Source organism: Bradyrhizobium sp. Kon58, assembly GCF_055807455.1.
The window spans coordinates 24,196-46,355 of the sequence record NZ_JBVVOT010000044.1; the positions used below are offsets into that span (position 1 = coordinate 24,196).

At 65.1% G+C, this 22,160-nt stretch carries 22 protein-coding genes and 1 pseudogene; 13 read left to right on the top strand and 10 right to left on the bottom strand.

Translation table 11 applies throughout. From position 1 onward, the window contains the following. Window positions 1–66 precede the first annotated feature (66 nt). Complete coding sequence (locus AC0L20_RS36925; RefSeq protein WP_473295257.1) at window positions 67–477, top strand: winged helix-turn-helix transcriptional regulator; 411 nt, start codon at window positions 67–69, stop codon at window positions 475–477. Here AC0L20_RS36925 and dprA read toward each other — a convergent pair. Both dprA and AC0L20_RS36935 read right to left on the bottom strand, forming a co-directional pair. Beyond that, complete coding sequence (dprA, locus tag AC0L20_RS36930) at window positions 474–1,592, bottom strand: DNA-processing protein DprA (RefSeq protein WP_473295258.1); 1,119 nt, start codon at window positions 1,590–1,592, stop codon at window positions 474–476. The two genes, AC0L20_RS36925 and dprA, sit on opposite strands and share 4 nt — an antisense overlap. Before the next feature lie 109 nt (window positions 1,593–1,701). Continuing rightward, window positions 1,702–2,673 carry an ABC transporter substrate-binding protein gene (locus AC0L20_RS36935; RefSeq protein ID WP_473295259.1) on the bottom strand — a complete coding sequence of 324 codons (972 nt, stop codon included), beginning with the start codon at window positions 2,671–2,673 and terminating at the stop codon, window positions 1,702–1,704. A 165-nt stretch (window positions 2,674–2,838) separates the two neighbouring features. Here AC0L20_RS36935 and AC0L20_RS36940 point away from each other — a divergent pair, with 165 nt between their 5' ends. Continuing rightward, window positions 2,839–4,083: an amidase gene (locus AC0L20_RS36940; RefSeq protein WP_473295260.1), complete on the top strand. Its 1,245-nt coding sequence runs from the start codon at window positions 2,839–2,841 to the stop codon at window positions 4,081–4,083. On the opposite strand, the gene AC0L20_RS36945 is transcribed toward AC0L20_RS36940, so the two are convergent. From AC0L20_RS36945 to AC0L20_RS36960, 4 genes are all read right to left on the bottom strand, one after another. After that, window positions 4,075–5,280, bottom strand: a complete 1,206-nt coding sequence (locus AC0L20_RS36945; RefSeq protein ID WP_473295261.1) for a patatin-like phospholipase family protein — start codon at window positions 5,278–5,280, stop codon at window positions 4,075–4,077. The genes AC0L20_RS36940 and AC0L20_RS36945 overlap by 9 nt on opposite strands. 145 nt (window positions 5,281–5,425) lie before the next feature. Beyond that, a complete protein-coding gene (gene plsY, locus AC0L20_RS36950) occupies window positions 5,426–6,022 on the bottom strand; it encodes a glycerol-3-phosphate 1-O-acyltransferase PlsY (RefSeq protein WP_027518383.1) in 597 nt (198 codons plus the stop codon). Window positions 6,023–6,069: 47 nt separating this feature from the next. Then, complete coding sequence (locus AC0L20_RS36955; RefSeq protein WP_247362754.1) at window positions 6,070–7,371, bottom strand: dihydroorotase; 1,302 nt, start codon at window positions 7,369–7,371, stop codon at window positions 6,070–6,072. Between the two features lie 5 nt (window positions 7,372–7,376). Further along, on the bottom strand, window positions 7,377–8,324 hold the full coding sequence (locus AC0L20_RS36960) for an aspartate carbamoyltransferase catalytic subunit (RefSeq protein WP_007603315.1): 948 nt from the start codon (window positions 8,322–8,324) through the stop codon (window positions 7,377–7,379). Between the two features lie 177 nt (window positions 8,325–8,501). On the opposite strand from AC0L20_RS36960, the gene AC0L20_RS36965 reads away from it, so the two are divergent. Together AC0L20_RS36965 and AC0L20_RS36970 are read left to right on the top strand one after the other, a co-directional pair. Continuing rightward, window positions 8,502–9,266, top strand: a complete 765-nt coding sequence (locus AC0L20_RS36965; RefSeq protein WP_473295270.1) for a M15 family metallopeptidase — start codon at window positions 8,502–8,504, stop codon at window positions 9,264–9,266. Window positions 9,267–9,311: 45 nt separating this feature from the next. Further along, entirely contained in the window at window positions 9,312–10,082 is a 771-nt protein-coding gene (locus AC0L20_RS36970) for a lysostaphin resistance A-like protein (protein ID WP_473295271.1), read from the top strand. Here AC0L20_RS36970 and AC0L20_RS36975 read toward each other — a convergent pair. Further along, window positions 10,079–11,002 carry an AEC family transporter gene (locus tag AC0L20_RS36975; RefSeq protein ID WP_473295262.1) on the bottom strand — a complete coding sequence of 308 codons (924 nt, stop codon included), beginning with the start codon at window positions 11,000–11,002 and terminating at the stop codon, window positions 10,079–10,081. The two genes, AC0L20_RS36970 and AC0L20_RS36975, sit on opposite strands and share 4 nt — an antisense overlap. A 3-nt stretch (window positions 11,003–11,005) precedes the next feature. Beyond that, window positions 11,006–11,497, bottom strand: coding sequence for a Holliday junction resolvase RuvX (gene ruvX / locus AC0L20_RS36980; RefSeq protein ID WP_027567307.1), 492 nt, complete (start codon window positions 11,495–11,497; stop codon window positions 11,006–11,008). 47 nt (window positions 11,498–11,544) lie between these two features. Between ruvX and AC0L20_RS36985 the strand changes: the two are divergent. Then, window positions 11,545–11,762 (top strand): annotated as a pseudogene (locus AC0L20_RS36985) (hypothetical protein). Window positions 11,763–11,810: 48 nt separating this feature from the next. Here AC0L20_RS36985 and AC0L20_RS36990 read toward each other — a convergent pair. Beyond that, entirely contained in the window at window positions 11,811–12,746 is a 936-nt protein-coding gene (locus AC0L20_RS36990; protein WP_473295263.1) for a cyclase family protein, read from the bottom strand. A gap of 217 nt (window positions 12,747–12,963) precedes the next feature. Beyond that, window positions 12,964–13,854 carry a LysR family transcriptional regulator gene (locus AC0L20_RS36995; RefSeq protein ID WP_473295264.1) on the bottom strand — a complete coding sequence of 297 codons (891 nt, stop codon included), beginning with the start codon at window positions 13,852–13,854 and terminating at the stop codon, window positions 12,964–12,966. A gap of 98 nt (window positions 13,855–13,952) precedes the next feature. Between AC0L20_RS36995 and AC0L20_RS37000 the strand changes: the two genes are divergently transcribed. The 8 genes from AC0L20_RS37000 to AC0L20_RS37035 all read left to right on the top strand — a co-directional run bounded on the left by AC0L20_RS37000 (window position 13,953) and on the right by AC0L20_RS37035 (window position 21,941). Beyond that, the gene (locus AC0L20_RS37000) at window positions 13,953–14,978 is read left to right on the top strand and encodes an NAD(P)H-dependent flavin oxidoreductase (RefSeq protein ID WP_473295265.1); all 1,026 of its coding nucleotides are present in this window, start codon (window positions 13,953–13,955) and stop codon (window positions 14,976–14,978) included. 106 nt (window positions 14,979–15,084) lie between these two features. Then, on the top strand, window positions 15,085–16,161 hold the full coding sequence (locus tag AC0L20_RS37005; RefSeq protein WP_473295266.1) for an NAD(P)H-dependent flavin oxidoreductase: 1,077 nt from the start codon (window positions 15,085–15,087) through the stop codon (window positions 16,159–16,161). Window positions 16,162–16,237: 76 nt separating this feature from the next. Beyond that, window positions 16,238–16,525 carry an Asp-tRNA(Asn)/Glu-tRNA(Gln) amidotransferase subunit GatC gene (gene gatC / locus AC0L20_RS37010; RefSeq protein ID WP_028143922.1) on the top strand — a complete coding sequence of 96 codons (288 nt, stop codon included), beginning with the start codon at window positions 16,238–16,240 and terminating at the stop codon, window positions 16,523–16,525. 79 nt (window positions 16,526–16,604) lie between these two features. After that, window positions 16,605–16,817: a hypothetical protein gene (locus AC0L20_RS37015; protein ID WP_007611210.1), complete on the top strand. Its 213-nt coding sequence runs from the start codon at window positions 16,605–16,607 to the stop codon at window positions 16,815–16,817. Continuing rightward, entirely contained in the window at window positions 16,814–18,289 is a 1,476-nt protein-coding gene (gatA, locus tag AC0L20_RS37020; protein WP_473295267.1) for an Asp-tRNA(Asn)/Glu-tRNA(Gln) amidotransferase subunit GatA, read from the top strand. The genes AC0L20_RS37015 and gatA overlap by 4 nt, the downstream gene beginning before the upstream one ends. Next, window positions 18,280–18,582, top strand: a complete 303-nt coding sequence (locus tag AC0L20_RS37025) for a hypothetical protein (protein ID WP_473295268.1) — start codon at window positions 18,280–18,282, stop codon at window positions 18,580–18,582. Before gatA ends, AC0L20_RS37025 begins: the two co-directional genes overlap by 10 nt. Continuing rightward, entirely contained in the window at window positions 18,579–20,057 is a 1,479-nt protein-coding gene (gatB, locus tag AC0L20_RS37030; protein WP_473295269.1) for an Asp-tRNA(Asn)/Glu-tRNA(Gln) amidotransferase subunit GatB, read from the top strand. The genes AC0L20_RS37025 and gatB overlap by 4 nt, the downstream gene beginning before the upstream one ends. 1,617 nt (window positions 20,058–21,674) lie before the next feature. Beyond that, a complete protein-coding gene (locus tag AC0L20_RS37035; RefSeq protein ID WP_275167891.1) occupies window positions 21,675–21,941 on the top strand; it encodes a hypothetical protein in 267 nt (88 codons plus the stop codon). Window positions 21,942–22,160: the final 219 nt, after the last annotated feature.

Genomic DNA, 22,160 nt, shown 5'->3' on the forward strand with positions numbered 1-22,160 from the left:
TATGTTTGTAACCAGAGCTACATGAGTGACTATCGAAATCCCCGCAAGAACGCACCTTTTTGAGCCATGGGCACATCCTTGAAACCTGCGCACATCGATCTGCCTGCCACGCCGATGCCGGATCGCGACCACGCGGACTGCCGTGGCGTCGCTTCCATCCTCGCGCGCGTCGGCGACAAATGGAGCGTGTTCGTGATCATGATGCTGAGCGACGGGCCCAAGCGCTTCAACGAGCTCAAGCGCATGATCAACGGCATTTCGCAGCGGATGCTGACCTTGACGCTACGCGGGCTCGAACGTGACGGCCTGGTCACACGCACGATCTTCCCGACCATTCCGCCGCGGGTGGACTACGAGCTGACCGATCTCGGCCGCGGACTGCAACAGCCGGTGAAGGCACTCGGCGAATGGGCGATCACGCATCAGCAGCAGATCGCCTCGGCGCGCACGCGCTTCGACGAGCGGAACACTCCTTAAAGCAGCGAGACCAAGCCACCGCCGTGGCGTTCGAGCCGGCCGGCGAGCTCGAGCTCCAGGAGCACGGTGCGCACGATGGCAGGCGAGGCGCCGGACATCCGCACGAGATCGTCGATCGTGACAGGGGCGGGGCCGAGCAGGCCGGTGATCTGATCGCGGTCGTGTCCTTGCGGATCGCTTTCGAACGGCTCGCTGTCGGGCTCGCGCGCGGTGCGCATCAGTGGCCGCTCCATGATCGGTGCGACCGCGTTGACGACGTCGGCGGCTTCGGTGACGAGCGTCGCGCCCTGCTTGATCAGATCGTTGGTGCCGGCGGCGCGCGGATCGAGCGGCGAGCCCGGCACCGCGAACACCTCGCGGCCCTGTTCGGCGGCCATGCGCGCGGTGATCAGCGAGCCCGAGCGATGCGCCGCCTCCACCACGACCACGCCGAGCGCCGCGCCCGAGATCAGCCGGTTGCGGCGAGGGAAGTCGCGAGCGCGCGGCTCGTGGCCGAGCGGCATCTCGGAGATCGCGGCACCCTTGCGGTCGAGGATCGCGGCCAGCAGATCACCGTGCTCGGGCGGATAGATGCAGTCATGGCCGCCGGCGAGCACGGCGATGGTGCCGCTCTCGACACTGGCGCGGTGCGCGGCCTGGTCGACGCCGCGGGCGAGGCCGGAGATGACGACAAAGCCGGCTTCGCCGAGCTCGCGGGCGAGCTGACCGGCGAATTTCAAGCCCGCACCGGAGGCGTTGCGCGAGCCGACGATCGCGATCATCGGCCGCATCAGCGTGGCAGTGTCGCCGCGCACGGCGAGCAGCGGCGGCGCATCGTCGAGCGTTGCCAGCCGCGCCGGATAACCGTCCTCGCCGGGCGCGAGCCAGGCAATTCCGAGCTTGCGGCTCGCGGCGAGCTCGGCCTTCGCCTCGTCGGCGCTACAGATGCGCGCCGATCGCTGCGCACCGCCGCGACGTGCGAGATCCGGCAGCCGCTCCAGCGCCGCGCGCGCCGTGCCGAAATGATCGACCAGCGAGCGGAACGTGCGCGGCCCGACATTGTCGGAACGAATTAGCCGCAAGCGGTCGACCCGCTCGGCCTCTGTCAGCTCCACGCTTCGATTGATGGCGTCCACGGCGGCTCCCCTTGCAGGCGCAGCATGGAACAACCTGAGGGCGTGGGCAACAGCGGCGTGCTTGTTTCTATCGTCCCAATCACGGACGGAGGAGGAGAAGTCGGCACTGCTATTCGATGACCTCGTCCGCGCGCACCTGCAACGACTGCGGTATCTCGAGGCCCAGCGTCCTGGCGGTCTTCAGGTTGATGACCGTCCTAAACAGGGTCGGCTGCTCAATCGGGATGTTAGCCGGGTTGGCGCCCTTCAATATCTTGTCGACGAAAACAGCGGCACCGCGAAACATGGCGGTGAAGTCCACCCCGTACCCTAGCAGCGCGCCCGCCCGGGACGCGACGACGGGTGCGGCAATCGATGGCACGTGGCACTTGTCGACAATCGCGGCGACCAATGACGAGTTGGTGACAAACGCATTGGCGTCGGTGACCACGAGACCGTCCATAGCGGTGGCGCCGACGATGGCCAATGCGTCGTCGAGGTCGCCGGGGATGCCAACCTCGATCGGTCGCAACTCTACCTTCATTGCCGACGCGGCGGTCGCCATGGCACTGATTGTGCCGTTATTCAGGGGATTGCCTCGTTGCATGAGCACCCCTACGCGGGTCATCGAAGGAGCTATGCTCGCAAGCACCTCTAACCGCTTGGCAGCTAATTCTGTGAGGAAAAAGGTTTGTCCCGTCGTGTTACCACCGGGATGAGCCATGCTGGCCGCCAGGCCCAAGGTCACCAGATCGGGGCCCACGATCATCACGGTCGGAACTGTGGTCGTCGCACGGTGCGCGGCCAGAATCCCTGGAAATGTGGCTGTCACGAGAACATCGACGCCGAGCGCGACCAGTTCAGCGGCCAGCGCAGGAAGCCGGCTGTCGTCGCCGTCCGCGTCGCGATATTCAACGCGAACGTTCTCGCCCTCAACCCAACCGAGACCGCGAAGCGCAACGAGGAACGCGTCGACCTCCGAATTTCGCGGCGGGGGCAGGAAAAGGCCGACCCGCGGGATGCGCTTGCCTTGCTGAGCGTGCGCCGCCGTGGCCCAGGCCAATGCCCCGCCAGAGAGAGAGATGAATGCGCGTCGTTTCATGCCATGTTTGATCGCTGTTACTCCGGCGGAGAAGCCGCATTTGTCGACATTGGTCCAACCAGGTCAATGACCAGGTCGAGTCAGAAGGCATGAGTGGTGCGCTCAGGTCTGCTTGCGCAACCACCTTGCGATGCTAAAAGCAAGGCCCATACCAAGGGTTTTGCCATGATCTCACTCGCCGACCTCCAGCGCCGCATCGAAGCGGGCGAGCTTTCGCCCGAGGCCGCCATCACGCAATCGCACGCGGCCATCGAGGCGCGGGAGAAGGACGTCCACGCCTTCGTCCGTCACGACACCTCCGCAAAGGCGCAAGGCGCCGGGCCGCTGCGTGGCATCGCGGTCGGGATCAAGGACATCATCGATACCGCCAATATGCCGACCGAGATGGGATCGGAGATCTATCGCGGCTGGCAGCCGCGCGCGGATGCGCCAGTGGTGATGATGCTGAAGCGGGCGGGCGCCACCATCATCGGCAAGACCACGACCACGGCGTTCGCCTCACGCGATCCGACCCCGACGCTCAATCCGCATAACCTCGGCCATACGCCGGGCGGCTCGTCCTCGGGCTCGGCCGCGGCCGTCGGTGCCGGCATGATCCCGCTGGCGCTGGGCACGCAGACCGGCGGCTCGGTGATCCGGCCCGCGGCCTATTGCGGGACCGCCGCGATCAAGCCGTCGTTCCGGATGCTGCCGACGGTCGGCGTCAAATGCTATTCGTGGGCGCTCGATACGGTCGGCCTGTTCGGCGCGCGCGCGGAGGACCTCGCGCGCGGATTGCTGGCGATGACCGGCCGCAGCGAATTCGCCGGCATCGTGCCGGCGAAGGCGCCGCGCATCGGCGTGGTCAGGCAGGAGTTTGCCGGTGCTGTGGAGCCGGCCGCCGAAGAGGGGCTGCAAGCGGCGATCAAGGCCGCCGAGAAGGCTGGCGCCAGCGTGAAGACTATCGATCTGCCGGAGGCGGTGCAGGAGGCCTGGCGCATCCACCCGATCATTCAGGACTTCGAGGCGCATCGCGCGCTCGCCTGGGAATTTTCCGAACGCCACGACGAGATCGCGCCGATGCTGCGCGCCAGTCTCGATGCGACGGTCGGTCTCACACCCAAGGACTACGACGACGCACGCCGGATCAGCCGTCGTGGCCGTCGCGAACTCGGCGAATTGTTCGAGGGGTTCGACGTGCTGCTGACCTATTCGGCGCCGGGCGCGCCGCCGGCCAAGGAGCTCGCGAGCACCGGCGACCCCCGCTACAACAGGCTCTGGACGCTGATGGGCAATCCTTGCGTCAACGTGCCGGTGCTCAAGGCCAATGGCCTGCCGATCGGCGTGCAGGTGATCGCGCGCTTCGGCAACGACGCGCATGCGCTGGCGACGGCGTGGTTCCTGGAGCAGGCGCTGGCGAAATCAGGCTAGCGCAGGTTCGAGAGCGACGATGCGCTGGCCCGATGCGGCCGGCGCTGCGCTGTAATCCGTACCTTGCTTGAGCCAGCGCCCGGCTGCCTCGCGGCCACTGCGGTGCAGCGCGCGAATGAAGCCGCGGCCGAGATCTGTGGAGGAGCGCTGCGCCAGACCGTCGACGAAATCTTCCGCGGCGATCCTGGAGAGCCGCAACGACGATGCGGCCTGCGATTGCGCCCATTCCACCGCCGCGATCTCGGCATTGAGGGCGGCGTTGGCCGCGATTTGATCCAGCCTGCGGTCGATCGCGGCGAGCGTGATCGGCACGTAGCTGTCGCGCGCCGGCGTGACCTGGACCAGCAGGATTTCGGTGCTCGTCGTGTCCTGCACCAGCCGCAGCAGGGGCGGATTGCCACCGAGGCCACCGTCCCAATAAGCCTCGCCGTCGATCTCCACCGCGCAATGAACCAGCGGCGGACAGGTCGAGGCCAGCGCGACGTCGGCGGTGATCACGTCGTTGCGAAAAATCTGCTGCTGCCCGTCGCGGATCCGGGTCGCCGCGATCAGAAGCTTCGGGCAGCGCGGGTCGCGCAAGGCGGAAAAGTTGATGTCGCGCGACAGCGCCTGCCGCAGCGGATCGAGATCGAACGGATCGAACTGGCCGGAGCGCAGCGTCGGACCGAACGCGACCGAGCTTCCCGCCGGCGAGAAGCCGCCGATCAGCATCAGCGATCGGAACGAGGCCTCGTGCATCAGCCGGATCCAGAATCGGTTTAGCCGCGCGCGGGCACCTTCGCGGCCGCCCTCGGCGAAGCCGGAAGCGAGCAGCAGCGCGTTGATGGCGCCGGCACTGGCGCCGCTGATGGTGTCGATCGCAATGGATGGCTCTTCCAGCAGCCGCTCCAGCACGCCCCAGGTGAAAGCGGCGAAGGTGCCGCCGCCCTGAAGTGCCAGCGACAGTTTTTGCGGCGGCCATGGGTTGGCGCGGAGCCGCGCGGGTGCAACTGGTGCCGCAGCGATCACGGCCTCAACTGTCAGAGGAGCTTGCGCGATGCGAGCAGGCTGCGGCGCTGGTGGCGAAACGCGCACAGGCTTGGGAGCAGGAAACGGCGAGGGCGCATCGGACCAGATATCCGTGGTCAAGAGCATCCGGCTTGCCGCAGTGCCCTGCAAGCCACCTTCAACATGCGCGCTGACAATCTTCTCGCTCATTCTGAGCACCGCGTAGAGCCATGCCCATGATCAGGGCCAAGGCCTGGAACCCGTTCGTCCATACAGCCGTGATTCGGCTGCAAGTTGCGAACACCATTTGCAATATAATGCAGAAGGGGTGCCGCGGTATCCGTGGATTCCCGGCTTATGCCTTCTCGCCGATCCGGCTTTCCTTGCCCGATTGCAGCCGCTTGATGTTCTCGCGATGAGCATAGAACAGCAGCAGCGTCAGCACTGCCGCCAGTGCAGCGAGTGCGGGTTGGCCGAACCACAGCAGGAACAGCGGGGTGATGAACGAGGCCACCAGGGCCGAGAGCGAGGAATAGCGGGCGGTGAAGGCGGTCGCCAACCAGAGCAGGCAGAACACTACCGCCGCTGGCCAGAACAGCCCGAGCATGATGCCGATATAGACGGCGACACCCTTGCCGCCTTTGAATTTGAGCCAGACCGGGAAGAGATGGCCGAGGAAGGCACCGAGCCCGGCCAGCATCGCGGCATTGGGACCGGCGATGTAGCCGGCGATCACCACCGCCACGGTGCCCTTGAGCGCGTCGAACAGCAAGGTCGCGGCGGCAAGGCCCTTGCGTCCGGTGCGCAGCACGTTGGTGGCGCCGATGCTGCCGGAGCCGATCGAGCGGATGTCCTGCGTGCCGCCGAGTTTCGTCAGGATCAGTCCGAACGGAATCGAGCCGAGCAGGTATCCGATGACAAAAGCCACCGGCAGGAACAATTCAAGCGCCATGTCTGCAAATTCCCTGTCTGCACATTCCCTGGCTGCAGCTCCGCACGTCAGACATGCTCGTATACGGTCCGTCCGCCGACAATGGTGCGCACCACGCGGCCTGTAAAGCGGGCCTCGTCGAACGGCGTGTTCTTGCAGGGCGATTTGAGGTCGGCGGGATCGACCACCCAGGGCACATCGGGGTCGATCACGATGACGTCGGCCGGGGCACCTGTGCGCAGGGTTCCGCCAGGCAACCCCAAAATCTCGGCCGGCCGCGTCGACATCGCGCGGATCAGCGTCTTGAGGTCCAGCTCGTCATTGTGCACGAGGCGAAGGCCCGCCGGGAGCATGGTCTCCAGCCCGATGGCGCCGGGGGCCGCTTCCGCGAAAGGCAGGCGCTTGACCTCGACGTCCTGCGGGTTGTGGTCGGACATGATGACGTCGACGAGGCCGGAGGCGACGGCGGCAACCAGCGCGCGGCGGTCGTCCTCGGTGCGCAGCGGCGGCGACAGCTTCAGGAACGAACGGTAAGGGCCGATGTCGTTCTCGTTGAGCGCAAGGTGGTTGATCGAGGCCGAGGCGGTCACCGCGAGGCCGGCGTCGCGGGCGCGCTTGAGCACGTCGAGCGACTCGATGCAGGTCAGCGAGGCCGCGTGATAGCGGCCGCCAGTGAGCGCGACCAGGCGCATGTCGCGCTCCAGCATCACGGCCTCCGCCGCGTTCGGGATGCCCATCAGGCCGAGCCGCGAGGCGAATTCGCCCTCGTTCATCACGCCTTCGCCGACGAGATCGCGATCCTCGGTGTAGTGCACGATCAGCGCGTCGAAATCGCGCGCGTAGGTCAAGGCGCGGCGCATCACCTGCGCGTTGATCACGCTTTTGTCGCAGTCGCTGAAGGCGATCGCGCCGGCCGCCTTGAGCAGACCGAACTCGGTCATCTCCTCGCCGTGCATGCCTTTGGTGAGCGCCGCCATCGGCTGGATGTTGACGATCGCGGTGTCACGGGCGCGACGCATCACGAAGTCGACGGTCGCCGAGTTGTCGATCACCGGCAAGGTATCGGGCTGGCAGATGATGGTGGTGATGCCGCCGGTCGCAGCCGCCTGGCTCGCGGACGCAAAAGTCTCGCGATGGCTGAAGCCGGGCTCGCCGACGAAGGCGCGCATGTCGATCAGGCCGGGTGCGACGATCTTGCCGGCGCAGTTGACAACGTCGGTGCCCTCAGGGACGCCGGCAGCGCCAATGCCGCGGCGGGTCTCCCGGATGATGCCGTCGGCAATCAGGACATCGCCGGGGCCATCGAAATCCCGGGAGGGGTCGACGACGCGGGCGTTGGCAAGCAGGATGGGTCGGCGGTCGGTCAACATGAGCATCACGCGTTCGGCAGGTTGCGGGCGAGCGCTTCCAGCACCGCCATGCGCACGGCCACGCCCATTTCCACCTGTTCGCGGATCAGGGACTGCGCGCCGTCAGCGACCGCAGTGTCGATCTCGACGCCGCGGTTCATGGGGCCGGGATGCATGACGAGGGCGTCTGGCTTGGCGTAGGCGAGCTTCTTCTGGTCCAGCCCGAAATAATGGAAGTACTCGGAGGTCGACGGCACGAAGGAGCCGTTCATGCGCTCGCGCTGGAGCCGCAGCATCATGACGATATCGGCGCCGTTGAGCCCCTCGCGCATGTCGCGCGCGACCTCGACGCCCATCCGCTCGATGCCGGGCGGCAGCAGCGTGGAGGGGCCGACGACGCGGACGCGGGCGCCCATCGCGTTGAGCAGGATGATGTTGGAGCGGGCGACGCGCGAATGCAGCACGTCGCCGCAGATCGCGACCACCAGGCCCTCGAGCCGGCCCTTGTTGCGGCGGATGGTGAGCGCGTCGAGCAGGGCTTGTGTCGGATGCTCATGCGCGCCGTCGCCGGCATTGATCACGGAACCGTCGACCTTGCGGGCCAGCAGTTCCACTGCGCCGGAGGCGTGATGGCGCACCACCAGGATATCCGGGTGCATGGCGTTGAGCGTCATGGCGGTGTCGACCAGCGTCTCGCCCTTTTTGATGGACGAGGAGGACACCGACATGTTCATGACGTCGGCGCCCAGCCGTTTGCCGGCGAGCTCGAACGAGGATTGGGTCCGGGTGGAAGCCTCGAAGAAGAGGTTTACCTGCGTCCGTCCACGCAGGACGGTGCGCTTCTTGTCAACCTGGCGGTTGAGCTCGACATATTCTTCGGACAGGTCGAGGAGGCCGGTGATGTCGGCCGCGGAAAGGCCCTCGATGCCCAGCAAATGCCGGTGGCCGAGGACGAAGGTCGATTTCGATGTCATTAAAGCGAGAGCTATAGGCGGGGATGGCCGGGGGGGCAAGGGCCAAAGCCCGGGCGGGGAGTTATCCCCCGGTAGTGCTCCTTCCTCCGTCATGCCCGGGCTTGTCCCGGGCATCCACGATCTTGCACGCTCGGCGCAAAAAGGGCGTGGATGGCCGGGACAAGCCCGGCCATGACGATGCGGAGGGATATTGTGAGATCACTTCTAATTGCGGCCATAGCGATAACCATAGTGTCGTCAGCCCACGCCCAATCGCTCCCGGGCGGTTTCGTCTATTTGCGCGACATCGACCCCGGCATCATCCAGGACATCCGCTACGCCACCTCGAACAATTTCGTCGGCCGTCCGCTCGCCGGCTACGGCGCCGGCGAGTGCGTGGTGAAGCGGGAGGTTGGGCTGCGGCTGAAGGCGGTGCAGCAGGAACTGGCGGCGCAAAATCTCTCGCTGAAAATGTTCGACTGCTACCGGCCGGCGCGGGCCTCGCTCGACATGGTCAGGTGGTCGCAGAACGGCCACGAGACGGCCGCCGAGCGGCGCTACAATCCCAAAATTCCCAAGACCGAGCTGTTCCGGCTCGGCTACATCGCAAGCCGCTCGCAGCATTCGACGGGCGCGGCGCTCGATCTCACGCTGGTCGATCTCAAGGCGGACAATTCAGGCAAATACGACCCGTCAAAGGCCTACGCAGATTGCACGGCGCCGGTCGAGGCGCGCCCGCCCGAGGGCAGCGTCGACATGGGCACCGGTTACGACTGCACCGACGCGAAAGGGCACACCGCCGCACCGTCGATCAGTCCGGACCAGCGCGCCTGGCGCAAGCGGCTCGTGGCTGCGATGGCGAGGCAAGGCTTTGTGAACTATGCGAAGGAGTGGTGGCACTTTTCCCTGCCGGGGGCGGGCGGGGCGGCCTATGATTTCCCGATTCCGTCGCGGACGAAGTAGATCGCAACCGACCCGCCCGGAATGCTCCCCAATGAAAGCGCCTTGATGGACTCGCTCAATCCCGATCATCCGCCGCTGACCGTGACGCCAGCGCACGAGGCGACGCGCGTCTGGAAATTCTGGGGCACGGCGATATGGGGCGTCGTCATTTTCGCTGCAATGTTCGTCGGGCAGATCGGCGCCATCCTTCTGCTGGCGGTGCAGCGTGGCCTACCGATGGACCTCGCCTCGCTTCAGCTCGTCGGCGGCGAGCCGCAGACGCTCGCGCTGTCGGTGATCATGGGCCTGCCGGCGACACTGGCCGCGGTGTGGCTTGCCATCCGCATCAAGAAGGCCTCCTTCGTCGACTATCTTGCGCTGCGCTGGCCGTCCTGGAAGCAACTCCTGTTCGGCGCCGTCGGGCTGATCCTGATCGTGGTCGCCTGGGAGACGATGTCGCGGAGCCTCGGCCGCGAGGCCACGCCGGGCTTCATGACCGATCTGTTGAAATCCGGTCGCGACAAGGGCGCAGCCTTCTTCCTGCTGTTCGCCTTCAGCGTGGCAGCGCCGATGTCGGAAGAGGTTTTGGCGCGCGGCTTCCTCTATCGCGGCTGGTCGGCGAGCTTCCTGCGCGTGCCCGGCGCCATCATCCTGTCGTCGCTGCTGTGGACGGTCGTGCACCTGCAATACGACCTGTACTTCCTCGCCGAGGTCTTCTCCATCGGCCTCTGGTTCGGCTACATGCGCTACCGCAGCAGCTCGCTCTGGCTCACGATCGTCCTGCACGCGCTGAACAATCTGACGGCGGTGGTGCTGACGATGTGGCTGGGGAGTTAGGCCACCAGCGCGATCGCGATCGGCATCGTGATCGCCGCCAAAATCGTCTGCAGCGTGATGATCTGCGCCAGCAGCGGGGCATCGCCGCCCATCTGGCGGGCCAGCACATAGGCGCTGGTCGAGGTCGGCACCGCGGCGCAGATCGCGACGATCGCGAGGCTGTCGCCGGACAGTCCGAACCAGACGGCGAGCACCAGCGCAACCATCGGCATCAGCACCAGCTTGAACACCACGCCGATAGCGGCGCCTGCGCTGGGGCGCAGCAGGCCTTCAAGATGCAGGCCGGCGCCGGTGACGAGCAGGCCGATGGCGAGGGAGGAGCGGCCGAGTGCGTCTGCCACCTCATGCCAGATCCTGGGCAGCGGCAGGTGGACGACATTGATGACGAGACCGATCACGCAGGCCCAGATCAGGGGATTGCGGACAACCGTCATGACGATCGCGCGCGCGGATTGCTTCTCGGGCGCGGCGTAGTGCGCGAGCACCGCCACGCTGAGGACGTTGACCAGCGGAATGATCGCCACCATCGCGACGGAGGCGAGCGCCAGCCCGACCTCGCCGAACATGTTGGCGGAGACGGACAGCGCCACATAGGTCTGCCAGCGGATCGCGCCCTGGAAGATCGAGGAGAAGGCGGGACCGTCGATATCGAGCCGCGCGAGAACCGGGCGGAGCGTGAGGCAGAGCAGCGACATCGCGAGCGCAGACAGCAGCAACGCGCCGCCGACGCCTGCGACCGGCACCCTGGACAGGTCGGCCTTCACCAGCGTCTGGATCAGCAGCATCGGAAACAGCACGAAATAGGTCAGCCGCTCCAGCCCGTTCCATTGCGTCTCGAGCCGCATCAGCGTGCGCTTCAGCACCACGCCGAGCACGATGAGGATGAAGACGGGGAGGAGCGCCGCGATCACGACGGCCATGGATCAGCCGGGCCCCGGGGCTGCGCGCAGATTGGCGAGGCGGTCGAGCGCGCCTTGCAGGATGAAGATCGCCGCGTGCTCGTCGATCACTTCGGCGCGCTTGGCGCGGCTGACGTCCATGCCGATCAATTCGCGCTCGACCGCGGCGGTCGACAGACGCTCGTCCCAGAGGCCGATGGGCAGCGCGGTCAGGCCGGCGAGGTTGCGGGCAAACGCCCGGGTGGATTGGGCGCGCGGGCCTTCGCTGCCATCCATGTTGATGGGCAGGCCGAGCACGAAGCCGACGGCCTTGCGTTCACTGGCAATCGCGAGCAGCCGGGCGGCATCCTGCTTGAACGCCTTGCGCTGGATGGTCTCGACGCCGGTCGCTAACCGGCGATCCGGATTGGACACGGCAACGCCGATGGTCTTGGTGCCCAGATCGAGCCCGACCAACCCGCCGCGTTCGGGCCAGTGGGTTGCAGCATCGACGAGAGGCAAGATAAGAGCCGGCATGGGATTAGCGCATATCACGCGTCGCGCTGCGGAGTGAACCTGTAACTATGGATGCGCTGACATTATTCGGCTTGGTCGCCGTGACAGCCATGCTGGTCACTTACGCCCTGGAAGACCGCAGCCACTGGTTCGTGCTGCTGTTCGCATGGCCTGCGTGCTCGGTTCGGCTTACGGCTTCCTGCAAGGCGCCTGGCCGTTCGGCGTGGTCGAGGCGATCTGGGCTTTGGTTGCGTTGCGGCGCTGGCATCTCAAGTCGGAGAGATAGGCCGGGCGAGGGCGCCTGCGGACGGCAGGGTCCTCGCCCGGTATCGGATCAGCGGATCGCGATCGGGTTGATCATCGCCTGCACGCCGCCGGTCCAGCGCGGCTGGCCGAGCACAAACAGGAATTCATAGCCCTTGTCCCGGGCGAGCGCGGCCGTATCCATGTTCTCGAGGATGTAGGTCCCGTTCATCGCGAGCAGGATCTGGTGCACCTCGAATACGTTCTTGGACTCGAACGGCAGCACCTCGAGCGCCCAGTTGTCGGCACCGATGGCGACGACGCCCTTGCTGGTCAGGTATTTTGCGCCTTCGACGCCGAGACCGGGCTCGCCGGCCGAATAGCGCTTGTCGTCCTTGCCGATCAGGCTGAGCCAGCCGGTGTGGAAGATGACGACGTCGCCCTGGCGGATCTCAACGCCCTGCTTCTTGGCGACCTCGTCGATCTCCTTGACGTTGAAGGCGGTGCCTTCCTTCACGATATCGGTGTTGTAATAGGCCGCCATGTCGAGCAGCACGCCGCGGGTCACGATCGGCGGGACCTTCTCGATCCCGAGCTTCTTCAACCCGTTCGGGTCGGCGAAGTCGGCGAGCTTGTTGCCGTTGTAATAGACGTGCTCGACGCCGAGATGGCCAAGGCCGTCGATCTGGCTGCCGATGCCGACCCAGGTGTCGAGGATGTCGTCATTGTAGGTGGCCTTGTTCGGGCCCAAACCCGGGATGCCGGCCTGTCCGGGTTGCACGATGGTGAGCTTGAATGCGCGCGGCGGATAGGCGGGCGTTTGTGGTGTAACGGGAATGCCGAGTGCGTAGGTCTTTCCGGTCTTCACCAGAGATGCAGCCTTCAGCACGAGTTCGGGCGTCATGTAGTTGGCCGCACCAATCTCGTCGTTCGGTCCCCATTTCGATTTGGTCCAGTCTTGAGCGCTTGCTGTTTCGATCGTCGCAGACAACGCGGCGACACAGCACAACACGAGCGTATTGCGCATCGATAGTCCTCCCGATGTTTTTGCCGATGTTTGGCTTCGTTATGATTTCGCGCTGGCCAGTCGCTCATCCTAACGTAGAAAAGCCGTGCGCTTCAAAAACTTTTCGCGGTGCCATGCTGCGGCGGCTGAACGCAGTGCTCGCCAAGTGCAGCGTCGATTAAATCAAGTACGACAGATTTGTGACAGCGAATTTCGCGCGGTGGAACGCGCTGGCATCTCAGGCCGCGATGACATCGTCGTCTTGCTTCAGGCAGGCGGCAAATCCGTTCAGCGCACTGGTTTGATGTCCGGCACGACGTTGGATGAAGAGCGTCTCGACCTGCGCGTGCGAATGGCTCAGCGCGTGCATCGACACGCTGCCGTTGATCGCACTGCGTTCGACCACGGCGCGCGGCAGCAGCGTTACGCCCATGTCGGCGGCGACACAGCCGATCATGCCGTCGAGCGTGCCGAGCTCGAAGCGTGCGGCTGAGGGCCAGCCGAACTCGACAAAGATCTGTTCCAGCCGCTGCCGGTAGGTGCAGCCGGTGCGGAACGCCAGCGCGGTCGGACCGGATTCCGGCGTGCCGGCGCGCAGCTCGGCGAGTGTGGCCCAGCGCCGCGCGCTGACCAGCACCAGCTCTTCGCGGAACGCGCTTGTCGCGATGAGATCGGCATGCGCGATCGGACCTGCGACGAAGGCGCCGTCGAGCGTGCCTTCGAGCACGCAAGCGACGAGGTCGGCGGTGGGCGCGGTGCGCAGGCTCAGCCGGACGGCGGGAAAGCGGTGATGAAAATCGGCCAGCAGCGGCGGCAGCCGCACCGCCGCGGTCGTTTCCATCGAGCCAATCGCGAGCGGTCCCTTGGGCTCGCCGTCGTCGCAAGCCGCGAGTACGGCCTCGCGCGCTAATGCGGACATCCGTTGCGCGTAGGGCAAAAGGCGCTTGCCCGCGCCGGTCAGGGTCATGCCGCGGCTATGGCGTTCGAACAGCGGCGTGCCAATCTCCGCCTCCAGCGCCTTCACGCGCTGGGTGACGTTCGACTGCACCGTGTTGAGCTCTTCGGCCGCGCGGGTGATGCCCCCGGTACGGGCGACTGCGGCGAAGGTCTGGATGTCGCTGAGTTCCATGGCATCGTTTCTCTTTTGAGATGGCAGCGTTCGCTAGAATTCAATTTTAGAGAATGGTATTCGCGCCTAGTCTCGCTGTCCAGACCAGGGAGGGAGCCATGCCGATCGCGACGTCGCTGACCACGCTATTGGAGATTGAGCATCCGATCCTGCTGGCGCCGATGGACGTGGTAGCAGGCAGCCGCCTCGTGGCGGCGGTGAGCCGTGCCGGGGGCTTCGGCATCCTGGGCGGCGGCTACGGCGAGAGGATTTGGCTGCAGCAGGAGATTGCCAAGCTCGCCGGCATGAAAGCGCCGTTCGGGATCGGCTTTATAACTTGGAGCCTCGCCAAGCGGCCCGAACTTCTCGACATCGCACTCGCCGCAAACCCATCCGCGATCATGTTGTCGTTCGGCGATCCCGCACCCTTCGCAGCCAGCATCAAATGCGCCGGGGCCCGCCTGATCTGCCAGGTGCAGGACGAGACGATGGCGCGGCAAGCGCTCGATGCGGGCGCCGATGTCCTGATCGCGCAGGGGACAGAGGCCGGCGGTCACGGCGCCTCGCGCACCACGATCGATCTCGTGCCGGCAATCGTCGATCTTGCCGCGGGTCGTGTGCCGGTGGTGGCGGCCGGCGGTATTGCCGATGGGCGGGGACTTGCGGCCATGATGATGCTCGGTGCGGGCGGCGTGCTGCTCGGCACGCGCTTCTACGCGAGCCAGGAGGCCGATGGTGCGGAAGAGGCCAAGCGGCGTATCTGCGCGGCAGATAGTGGCGCAACGGTGCGCGGCATCATTTTCGATCTCTCCCGCAACAATGTCTGGCCCGCGCCGTTTACCGGCCGGTGCCTAGTCAACGATCACGCCAGACGCTGGATCGGCCGCGAGGTCGAGCTGATGCAGAATGTCGCCGCAGTCGGGGCCGACTATGCGGCTGCGAAGGCAGCCGGGAATTTCGACATCGCTGCGGTGATCGCGGGCGAGGCGGTCGGCCTGATCCATGATATTCCGTCCGCCGCCGAAATCGTCGAACGTATTGCGACCGAGGCCGAGCAACTGCTAACCGGCCGGCGTAATTCCAATATTTCTTTTCCTTCTCCCCTTGTGGGAGAAGGTGGCACGGATGCAATCCGCGCCGGATGAGGGGTCTGTCTCCGCGGATACAAACCCCTCACCCGTCTCGCCGCTGCGCGGCGATCCACCCTCTCCCACAAGGGGAGAGGGGAAGAGCGAACACGAGAGAACAACCATGTGGCCGAACCGTCGACTGATTGACCTCTTCAAGACCGAATTCCCGATCGTGCTGGCGCCGATGGCTGGCGTGATGGACGCGGAGCTGGTGATTGCCGTTGCGCAAGGCGGGGGGCTCGGCTCGCTGCCGAGCGCGATGCTGTCGCCGGAGAAGGCACGCGAGCAGGTCAACATCATCCGGCAGCGCGTCTCCGCGCCGGTGAACATGAATTTCTTCTGCCACACACCGGTCGAGCTCACGGCCGAGGCGGAGGCGCGCTGGAAGCAGCGCCTCGCGGGCTACTACAATGAGCATGGCCTCGATCCCGCCGCACCCATCAATGCCGCGAACCGCGCGCCGTTCGACGCCGGCTTCTGCGAGGTCGTGGAGGAGCTGAAGCCGGAGATCGTCAGCTTCCATTTCGGCCTGCCGGAGGCCGCGCTGCTCAAGCGGGTCAAGGCGGCCGGATGTCTCGTCATCTCCTCGGCGACCACGGTGAGGGAAGCAATCTGGCTCGAGCAGCACGGCGCTGACGCGGTGATCGCGCAGGGCGCGGAGGCCGGCGGCCATCGCGGCATGTTTCTGACCGACAAGATCTCGGAACAGCCCGGCACCTTTGCGCTGGTGCCGCAGGTGGTCGACGCCGTGAAGGTCCCGGTGATTGCGGCCGGCGGCGTTGCGGATGGCCGCGGTATCGCAGCCGCCTTCGCGCTCGGCGCGGCCGGCGTGCAGATCGGGAGTGCTTATCTGCGCTGTCCGGAATCCAAGGTCAGTACGGCGGCCCGTGCGGCGCTCGCCGGGGGGCGGGATGATTCCACCGTCATCACCAATGTCATGACCGGGCGGCCGGCGCGCGGCGTCCAGAACCGCCTGATGCGCGAGGCCGGCCCGATTTCGCCGGACGCGCCGCCATTTCCCCACGCCGCAACGGCGCTGGGACCGCTCAAGGCCGCGGCCGAAAAGCAGGGCAGGGTGGATTTCACCAATCTCTGGGCCGGGCAGGCCATCGCCCTAGGCCGCGAGGTCCCGGCAGCCGAATTGACCCGGGATCTCGCCAAATCGGCGCTTGCCCGGATGAAGGCGCTGGCCGGATAGCTCCCGGCGCCGGTTGCGGCGCAAAAGCGGCCTCTGCTATACGGCACATAGGTTTTGCCGTGAGAGGCCTTATATAATGTCCGTCGACGCCGCTACCGTCCGCCGCATCGCGCATCTGGCGCGCATTGCGGTTTCCGAGGGCGAGGTTCCGCATCTGCAGGGCGAGCTCAACGCCATGCTCGCCTTTGTCGAGCAGCTCTCGGAGGTCAATGTCGAGGGTGTGGAGCCCATGACCTCGGTCACCCCGATGCAGATGAAGAAGCGGCAGGACGTCGTCGATGATGGCGAGATCGCCGACGACATCGTTGCCAACGCGCCCGCGACCGAAGGTCACTTCTTCCTGGTGCCGAAGGTTGTTGAGTAATTTACGTAGCGTTTTCGAGCGAAGTGGAAGCCGGTTCGCGTAAAGAAAACGCGTCAAAAGAGTCTCAGGACGAAGTCCGATGTGCATGCTTTGCGACGATGAGAAGGCCTATCAGGCCTACATGAACTATCTCGACAAAATGGAGCGGCAGGGCAAGGCCGCCGATCCCAACGTCGCGGTCAATGCCGTGCTCGACGAGATCGAGGCGGCTGCGAAAGCGGCCGCCAAGAAAGACGACCCGGCCAACGACAAGTCCCTGTCTCCGTTCTTCTGCAGCCCGATCAATAAATGACCGATTTGACATCGCTGACGCTCGCCGAGGCCCGCAAGGGCCTCGCGGCCAAGACTTTCACGTCCCTCGAGCTGACCGACGCGCATCTGAACGCGATCGAAGCCGCGCGCGTGCTCAATGCTTTCGTCATGGAGACGCCGGACCAGGCGCGGACGATGGCGCGCGAAGCGGACGCCAGGATCGGGAAGGGCGATGCGGGGCCGCTCGCCGGCATTCCGCTCGGCATCAAGGACCTGTTCGCGACCAAGGGCGTGCGCACCACGGCGTGCTCGAAAATCCTCGGCAATTTCGTGCCGACTTACGAGTCCACCATCACTTCGCAGCTCTGGCGCGACGGCGCGGTGATGCTGGGCAAGCTCAACAATGACGAGTTCGCGATGGGCTCGTCGAACGAGACCTCGTGCTTCGGCCCGGTCGGAAATCCCTGGCGTCGTGATGGCTCCAACACGACGCTGGTGCCGGGCGGCTCGTCCGGCGGCTCGGCCTCCGCCGTGGCAGCTCTGCTCTGCATGGGCGCGACCGCGACCGACACCGGCGGTTCGATCCGTCAGCCGGCGGCGTTCACCGCGACCGTCGGCATCAAGCCGACCTATGGCCGCTGCTCGCGCTGGGGCATCGTCGCCTTTGCCTCCTCGCTCGACCAGGCCGGTCCGATCGCGCGCAGCACGCGCGATGCCGCGATGCTGCTGCGCTCGATGGCCGGCCACGATCCGAAGGACACGACCTCGGTCGACATCGCCGTGCCGGACTACGAGGCCGCGATCGGCAAGTCCGTAAAGGGCATGAAGATCGGCATTCCCAAGGAATACCGTCTCGACGGCATGCCGGCCGAGATCGAAAAGCTTTGGGAAGCGGGCGCGGCCTGGCTGAAAGCAGCCGGCGCCGAACTCGTCGAAGTGTCACTGCCGCACACCAAATACGCGTTGCCGGCCTATTACATCGTGGCGCCGGCGGAGGCGTCCTCCAACCTCGCGCGCTACGACGGCGTGCGCTACGGCCTGCGCGAGCAGGGCCGGAACATCAACGAGCTCTACGAGAACACCCGCGCAGAAGGTTTTGGCGCCGAGGTGAAGCGCCGCGTCATGATCGGCACCTATGTGCTCTCGGCCGGCTATTACGACGCCTATTATTTGCGCGCGCAGAAGGTGCGCACGCTGATCAAGAAGGACTTTGAGGATTGCTTCGCCAAGGGCGTCGACGCGATCCTGACGCCGGCGACGCCGTCGGCGGCCTTCGGCATTGGCGAGAAGGGCGGCGCGGACCCCGTCGAGATGTACCTCAACGACATCTTCACCGTGACCGTGAACATGGCGGGCCTGCCGGGCATCGCCCTGCCCGCCGGCAAGGACGCGCAGGGCCTGCCGCTCGGCCTGCAGTTGATCGGCCGTCCCTTCGACGAGGAGACGCTGTTCTCGCTCGGCGAGGTGATCGAGCAGGCCGCCGGCCGCTTCACGCCGGCGAAATGGTGGTGAGCGTGGCGGCGTATATCGCCAGCCTTGACGGCGCCGCGCCGCCGCCGGATCTCAGCGCGCCGCTCGCTGCACTGTGGTGGGCCGCCAAGGGTGACTGGGACCAGGCGCACAGAATCGTCCAGGACGAGAGCAGCCGCGAGGCCGCCTGGGTGCACGCCTATCTGCACCGGGTCGAGGGCGACCTCGGCAATGCCGGCTATTGGTACCGCCAGGCTGGCCAGCCCGTGGCAACGGATTCATTACAAGCAGAGTGGGATCGGATCGCTGCCACGCTGCTCGGGAGCAAGACATGAGCACGGCCACGCACAAACTTCTCAAAGGCGCCACCGGTGACTGGGAGATGGTCATCGGCCTGGAGGTCCACGCTCAGGTGACGTCGAACGCGAAGCTGTTCTCCGGTGCCTCGACCGCGTTCGGCGGCGAGCCGAACACGCATGTCTCGCTGGTCGACGCGGCGATGCCGGGCATGCTGCCCGTCATCAACGAGGAATGCGTCAGACAGGCTGTCCGGACCGGGCTCGGGCTGAACGCGCAGATCAATCTGCGCTCGGTGTTCGACCGCAAGAACTATTTCTATCCGGATTCGCCGCAGGGCTACCAGATCAGCCAGTACAAGTCGCCGATCGTGGGCGAGGGCGAGGTCGTGGTCGAACTGGACGGCGGCAAGACGGCCACGATCGGCATCGAGCGGCTGCATCTGGAACAGGACGCAGGCAAGTTGCTGCACGATCAGTCGCCGACCATGTCCTATGTCGACCTCAACCGCTGCGGCGTGGCGCTGATGGAGATCGTCTCGAAACCCGACATCCGCGATGCCGAGCAGGCCAAGGCCTATGTGACCAAGCTGCGCTCGATCCTGCGCTATCTTGGCACCTGCGACGGCGACATGGAGAAGGGATCCTTGCGCGCCGACGTCAACGTCTCCGTGCGCAAGCCGGGCGCGCCGCTCGGCACCCGCTGCGAGATCAAGAACATGAACTCGATCAATTTTATCGGCCAGGCGATCGAGTACGAGGCCCGGCGCCAGATCGAAATCCTCGAAGACGGCGGCGCGATCGACCAGGAGACCCGGCTCTACGACCCCAACAAGGGCGAGACGCGGTCGATGCGGTCCAAGGAAGAGGCGCACGACTATCGCTACTTCCCCGATCCCGACCTGCTGCCGCTGGAGTTCTCGCAAAGTTTCGTCGACCAACTGAAGGCTGAGCTGCCCGAGCTGCCGGACCAGAAGAAGACGCGCTTCGTCGCGGATTTCGGCCTGTCGGCCTACGACGCCAGCGTGCTGGTCGCCGAGCGCGAGAGCGCGGTGTTCTACGAGACCGTGCTGGAGAAGCTCGCCAACCGCGCGCGCGACGGCAAGGTCGCAGCGAACTGGGTCATCAACGAGCTGTTCGGTCGTCTCAACAAGGAAGGCCGGGATATTACGGACTCTCCGGTCGATGCCGCACAGCTCTCAGGCATCATCGACCTGATCGGCGAGGGCACGATCTCCGGCAAGATCGCCAAGGATCTGTTCGAGATCGTCTGGCAGGAGGGCGGCGATCCCCGCGCGCTGGTCGAAAGCCGCGGCATGAAGCAGGTCACGGATCTTTCGGCGATCGAAAAGGTTGTCGACGACATCATCGCGGCCAATCCCGACAAGGCGGCGCAGGTCAAGGACAAGCCGCAGTCGCTCGGCTGGTTCGTCGGCCAGGTGATGAAGGCATCCGGCGGCAAGGCCAACCCGCAGAGCGTCAACGAGCTGCTCAAGTCCAAGCTCGGCATCTGATCTCGCACGTTCGAACGAGGTGACGGACAGGCGTCGTCACCTCGCTTTCGGTTCGCGATGCGACGCTCGCGCGCGTCCTCGGCGACGAACTTCATCCCGATCGAACGCGATACGCCGACCGAATCGCCGTCACGCGATTCGCGCAAAACGGCGACTTGCACACGCTCCGACGAGCGCTCGCGCCGTTAATCATGAAAATATTTTCGTTGCCAAAAGTCGCGACTCAGAGTCCGCGAAGCGCCTTCGCGAGGCGTTCGTGTGATCGGCAGGATGCATCATTGCAGCGATCGCGCGCGATGCACGCGTGCAAGAAAATACTTGCTGCATAGTGTTTTTCTGCAGTCGCATCTTTTGCAAAGGTCGATGCCGCCGGCACTCTCTGCGATCGCGAGCGCACCTCATGCAGTCCGTTTGCATCGCGTTCGCCAGCGCAGGCGCGTTTCGCCGTCAACACTTCTTTAAGCGAGACGCTGTTTTTTTCGTTGTGTTGGTGTATTCGGGATGAGTGTGCACTCGATCCCCGACTGCATGCAGCGATTAAGCCATCTCACACATCGGAGGGCAACATGGCCAAGAAAGCTAAGAAGGCAAAGAAGGCGAAGAAGGCGAAGAGCGCAGTGAAGAAGACTGCGAAGAAGACCCGCAAGGTCGCCAAGAAGAAGTAACTTCGCTTTTTGAAGTTGCCGGCTCCTAGAGAGCCGGCACGTCATCAGCGCCTCTCAAAAGGTTCTGGTCGACGATAGAGGGTGTCGGCGAGACATCAGGTCAACGGTCGGATCGTTCTCTTCGCGGGTTCGCTCGCTAAGCCCGGTCCGGCAGAAGAAACGGGTTTTCTTCGTTCGGTGCGGTTCTCCGTAAGGGCTCCGCAATTTCACAGGTGGCCTTCGGGTCAACGTGGAATCTGGTCCTGACGTGTTCGCCGACGCCCTCGTTCTCATGAGGCCGGGGTATTGCCGGCATTCCCTTATCCCGACATTGTTGATCTGACCGCGGCGTGGCCGTTCTGCCGTTGCGCAGTCGGGGCTCTCGCATATGAGGTCTCAGCGACGCCTGAGCGAGCGCTTCGTCCTTCGAGACGCCCGCTTCGCGGCCTCCTCAGGATGAGGCTTGGCAGCGCATCCGTCTGCGTTGACATGCTGCCGCATACTCATCCCTCATCCTGAGGGTCCGCCGCAGGCGGGCGTCTCAAACGATGGCCGCAGTCGAGCTTCCCAGCCATATGTTTCTTCATAGGCGCGTCTTGCTCGAGCAGGGAGGCTGTGGCGCAATTGCACGCTGCTCGCGCGCCGCTTCTCATTCGCGGTCTCATCGCCCGGACGCCAGTCACCGCGCGCGATGGTTATCGTTCTCCCAAAATCCCAAGGTAAACCGAATCTGACGAATTGCAGAAGTGCCTGCAAAACAGGGACTTCTTGCATTTATCGTGCGCGCCTGGCGCTGGCGCGTTTACGTCTGCTTCATCGCGATACTTAAACTGCCATTCAAATTTGCCCGCCATAATTACCTCCAACAAGCCGGCAAACGGCACGGGCAAGAAGCCTCGGGGATGAGTTGAACAGTTGATTGGACGGGAGCCGCGCTCGGGGGACGAGACGGCATAAAAAAAGGGGATGCGTTATGTTTCAGGGTACTTTCGATCTGGAGACCGCGACGCCGATCGACGCAGGCGCGCTGTCTGACGTGCTGTTCGAGCGCGGCCTCTATTGGGCGAGCGGTCGTTCCGGTCTGGTCGATCTCGTCGCCGCGCACAAATGGTTCAACCTCGCCGCGCTCAAGGGCCGCAAGGACGCCGTGACGCTGCGCCAGGAAGTCGCCGGGCAGATGTCGGACGCCGACATCTCGGCCGCGCAGCGCGACGCGAGGGCCTGGGTCTCCGCCCACTGAGCGGAGAATCTCGTTCTTGGTTTCACAGGCGAAGCTGATTTGTGCTGAATCAGGTTCCCTCGTGATCCGCCAACCGGATTCGGAGCGGCATGAGGCCACCGTCGCCTGTCAGGCGAAGGAACGCACAGATCTCGGATTTCGCCTGAGCGGCCCGAGACATAGGTGACAAAACGTACCGGACACATGGGTTACACTTTCCGCTTTTGTTCTGCGGGAGGT

Coding starts and splice junctions, on each gene's coding strand:
- AC0L20_RS36925 (WP_473295257.1), top strand. CDS start 67: ATGGGCACATCCTTGAAACCTGCGCACATCGATCTGCCTGCCACGCCG.
- AC0L20_RS36935 (WP_473295259.1), bottom strand. CDS start 2,673: ATGAAACGACGCGCATTCATCTCTCTCTCTGGCGGGGCATTGGCCTGG.
- AC0L20_RS36940 (WP_473295260.1), top strand. CDS start 2,839: ATGATCTCACTCGCCGACCTCCAGCGCCGCATCGAAGCGGGCGAGCTT.
- AC0L20_RS36945 (WP_473295261.1), bottom strand. CDS start 5,280: ATGAGCGAGAAGATTGTCAGCGCGCATGTTGAAGGTGGCTTGCAGGGC.
- plsY (WP_027518383.1), bottom strand. CDS start 6,022: ATGGCGCTTGAATTGTTCCTGCCGGTGGCTTTTGTCATCGGATACCTG.
- AC0L20_RS36955 (WP_247362754.1), bottom strand. CDS start 7,371: ATGTTGACCGACCGCCGACCCATCCTGCTTGCCAACGCCCGCGTCGTC.
- AC0L20_RS36960 (WP_007603315.1), bottom strand. CDS start 8,324: ATGACATCGAAATCGACCTTCGTCCTCGGCCACCGGCATTTGCTGGGC.
- AC0L20_RS36965 (WP_473295270.1), top strand. CDS start 8,502: ATGCGGAGGGATATTGTGAGATCACTTCTAATTGCGGCCATAGCGATA.
- AC0L20_RS36970 (WP_473295271.1), top strand. CDS start 9,312: ATGGACTCGCTCAATCCCGATCATCCGCCGCTGACCGTGACGCCAGCG.
- AC0L20_RS36975 (WP_473295262.1), bottom strand. CDS start 11,002: ATGGCCGTCGTGATCGCGGCGCTCCTCCCCGTCTTCATCCTCATCGTG.
- ruvX (WP_027567307.1), bottom strand. CDS start 11,497: ATGCCGGCTCTTATCTTGCCTCTCGTCGATGCTGCAACCCACTGGCCC.
- AC0L20_RS36990 (WP_473295263.1), bottom strand. CDS start 12,746: ATGCGCAATACGCTCGTGTTGTGCTGTGTCGCCGCGTTGTCTGCGACG.
- AC0L20_RS36995 (WP_473295264.1), bottom strand. CDS start 13,854: ATGGAACTCAGCGACATCCAGACCTTCGCCGCAGTCGCCCGTACCGGG.
- AC0L20_RS37000 (WP_473295265.1), top strand. CDS start 13,953: ATGCCGATCGCGACGTCGCTGACCACGCTATTGGAGATTGAGCATCCG.
- AC0L20_RS37005 (WP_473295266.1), top strand. CDS start 15,085: ATGTGGCCGAACCGTCGACTGATTGACCTCTTCAAGACCGAATTCCCG.
- gatC (WP_028143922.1), top strand. CDS start 16,238: ATGTCCGTCGACGCCGCTACCGTCCGCCGCATCGCGCATCTGGCGCGC.
- AC0L20_RS37015 (WP_007611210.1), top strand. CDS start 16,605: ATGTGCATGCTTTGCGACGATGAGAAGGCCTATCAGGCCTACATGAAC.
- gatA (WP_473295267.1), top strand. CDS start 16,814: ATGACCGATTTGACATCGCTGACGCTCGCCGAGGCCCGCAAGGGCCTC.
- AC0L20_RS37025 (WP_473295268.1), top strand. CDS start 18,280: ATGGTGGTGAGCGTGGCGGCGTATATCGCCAGCCTTGACGGCGCCGCG.
- gatB (WP_473295269.1), top strand. CDS start 18,579: ATGAGCACGGCCACGCACAAACTTCTCAAAGGCGCCACCGGTGACTGG.
- AC0L20_RS37035 (WP_275167891.1), top strand. CDS start 21,675: ATGTTTCAGGGTACTTTCGATCTGGAGACCGCGACGCCGATCGACGCA.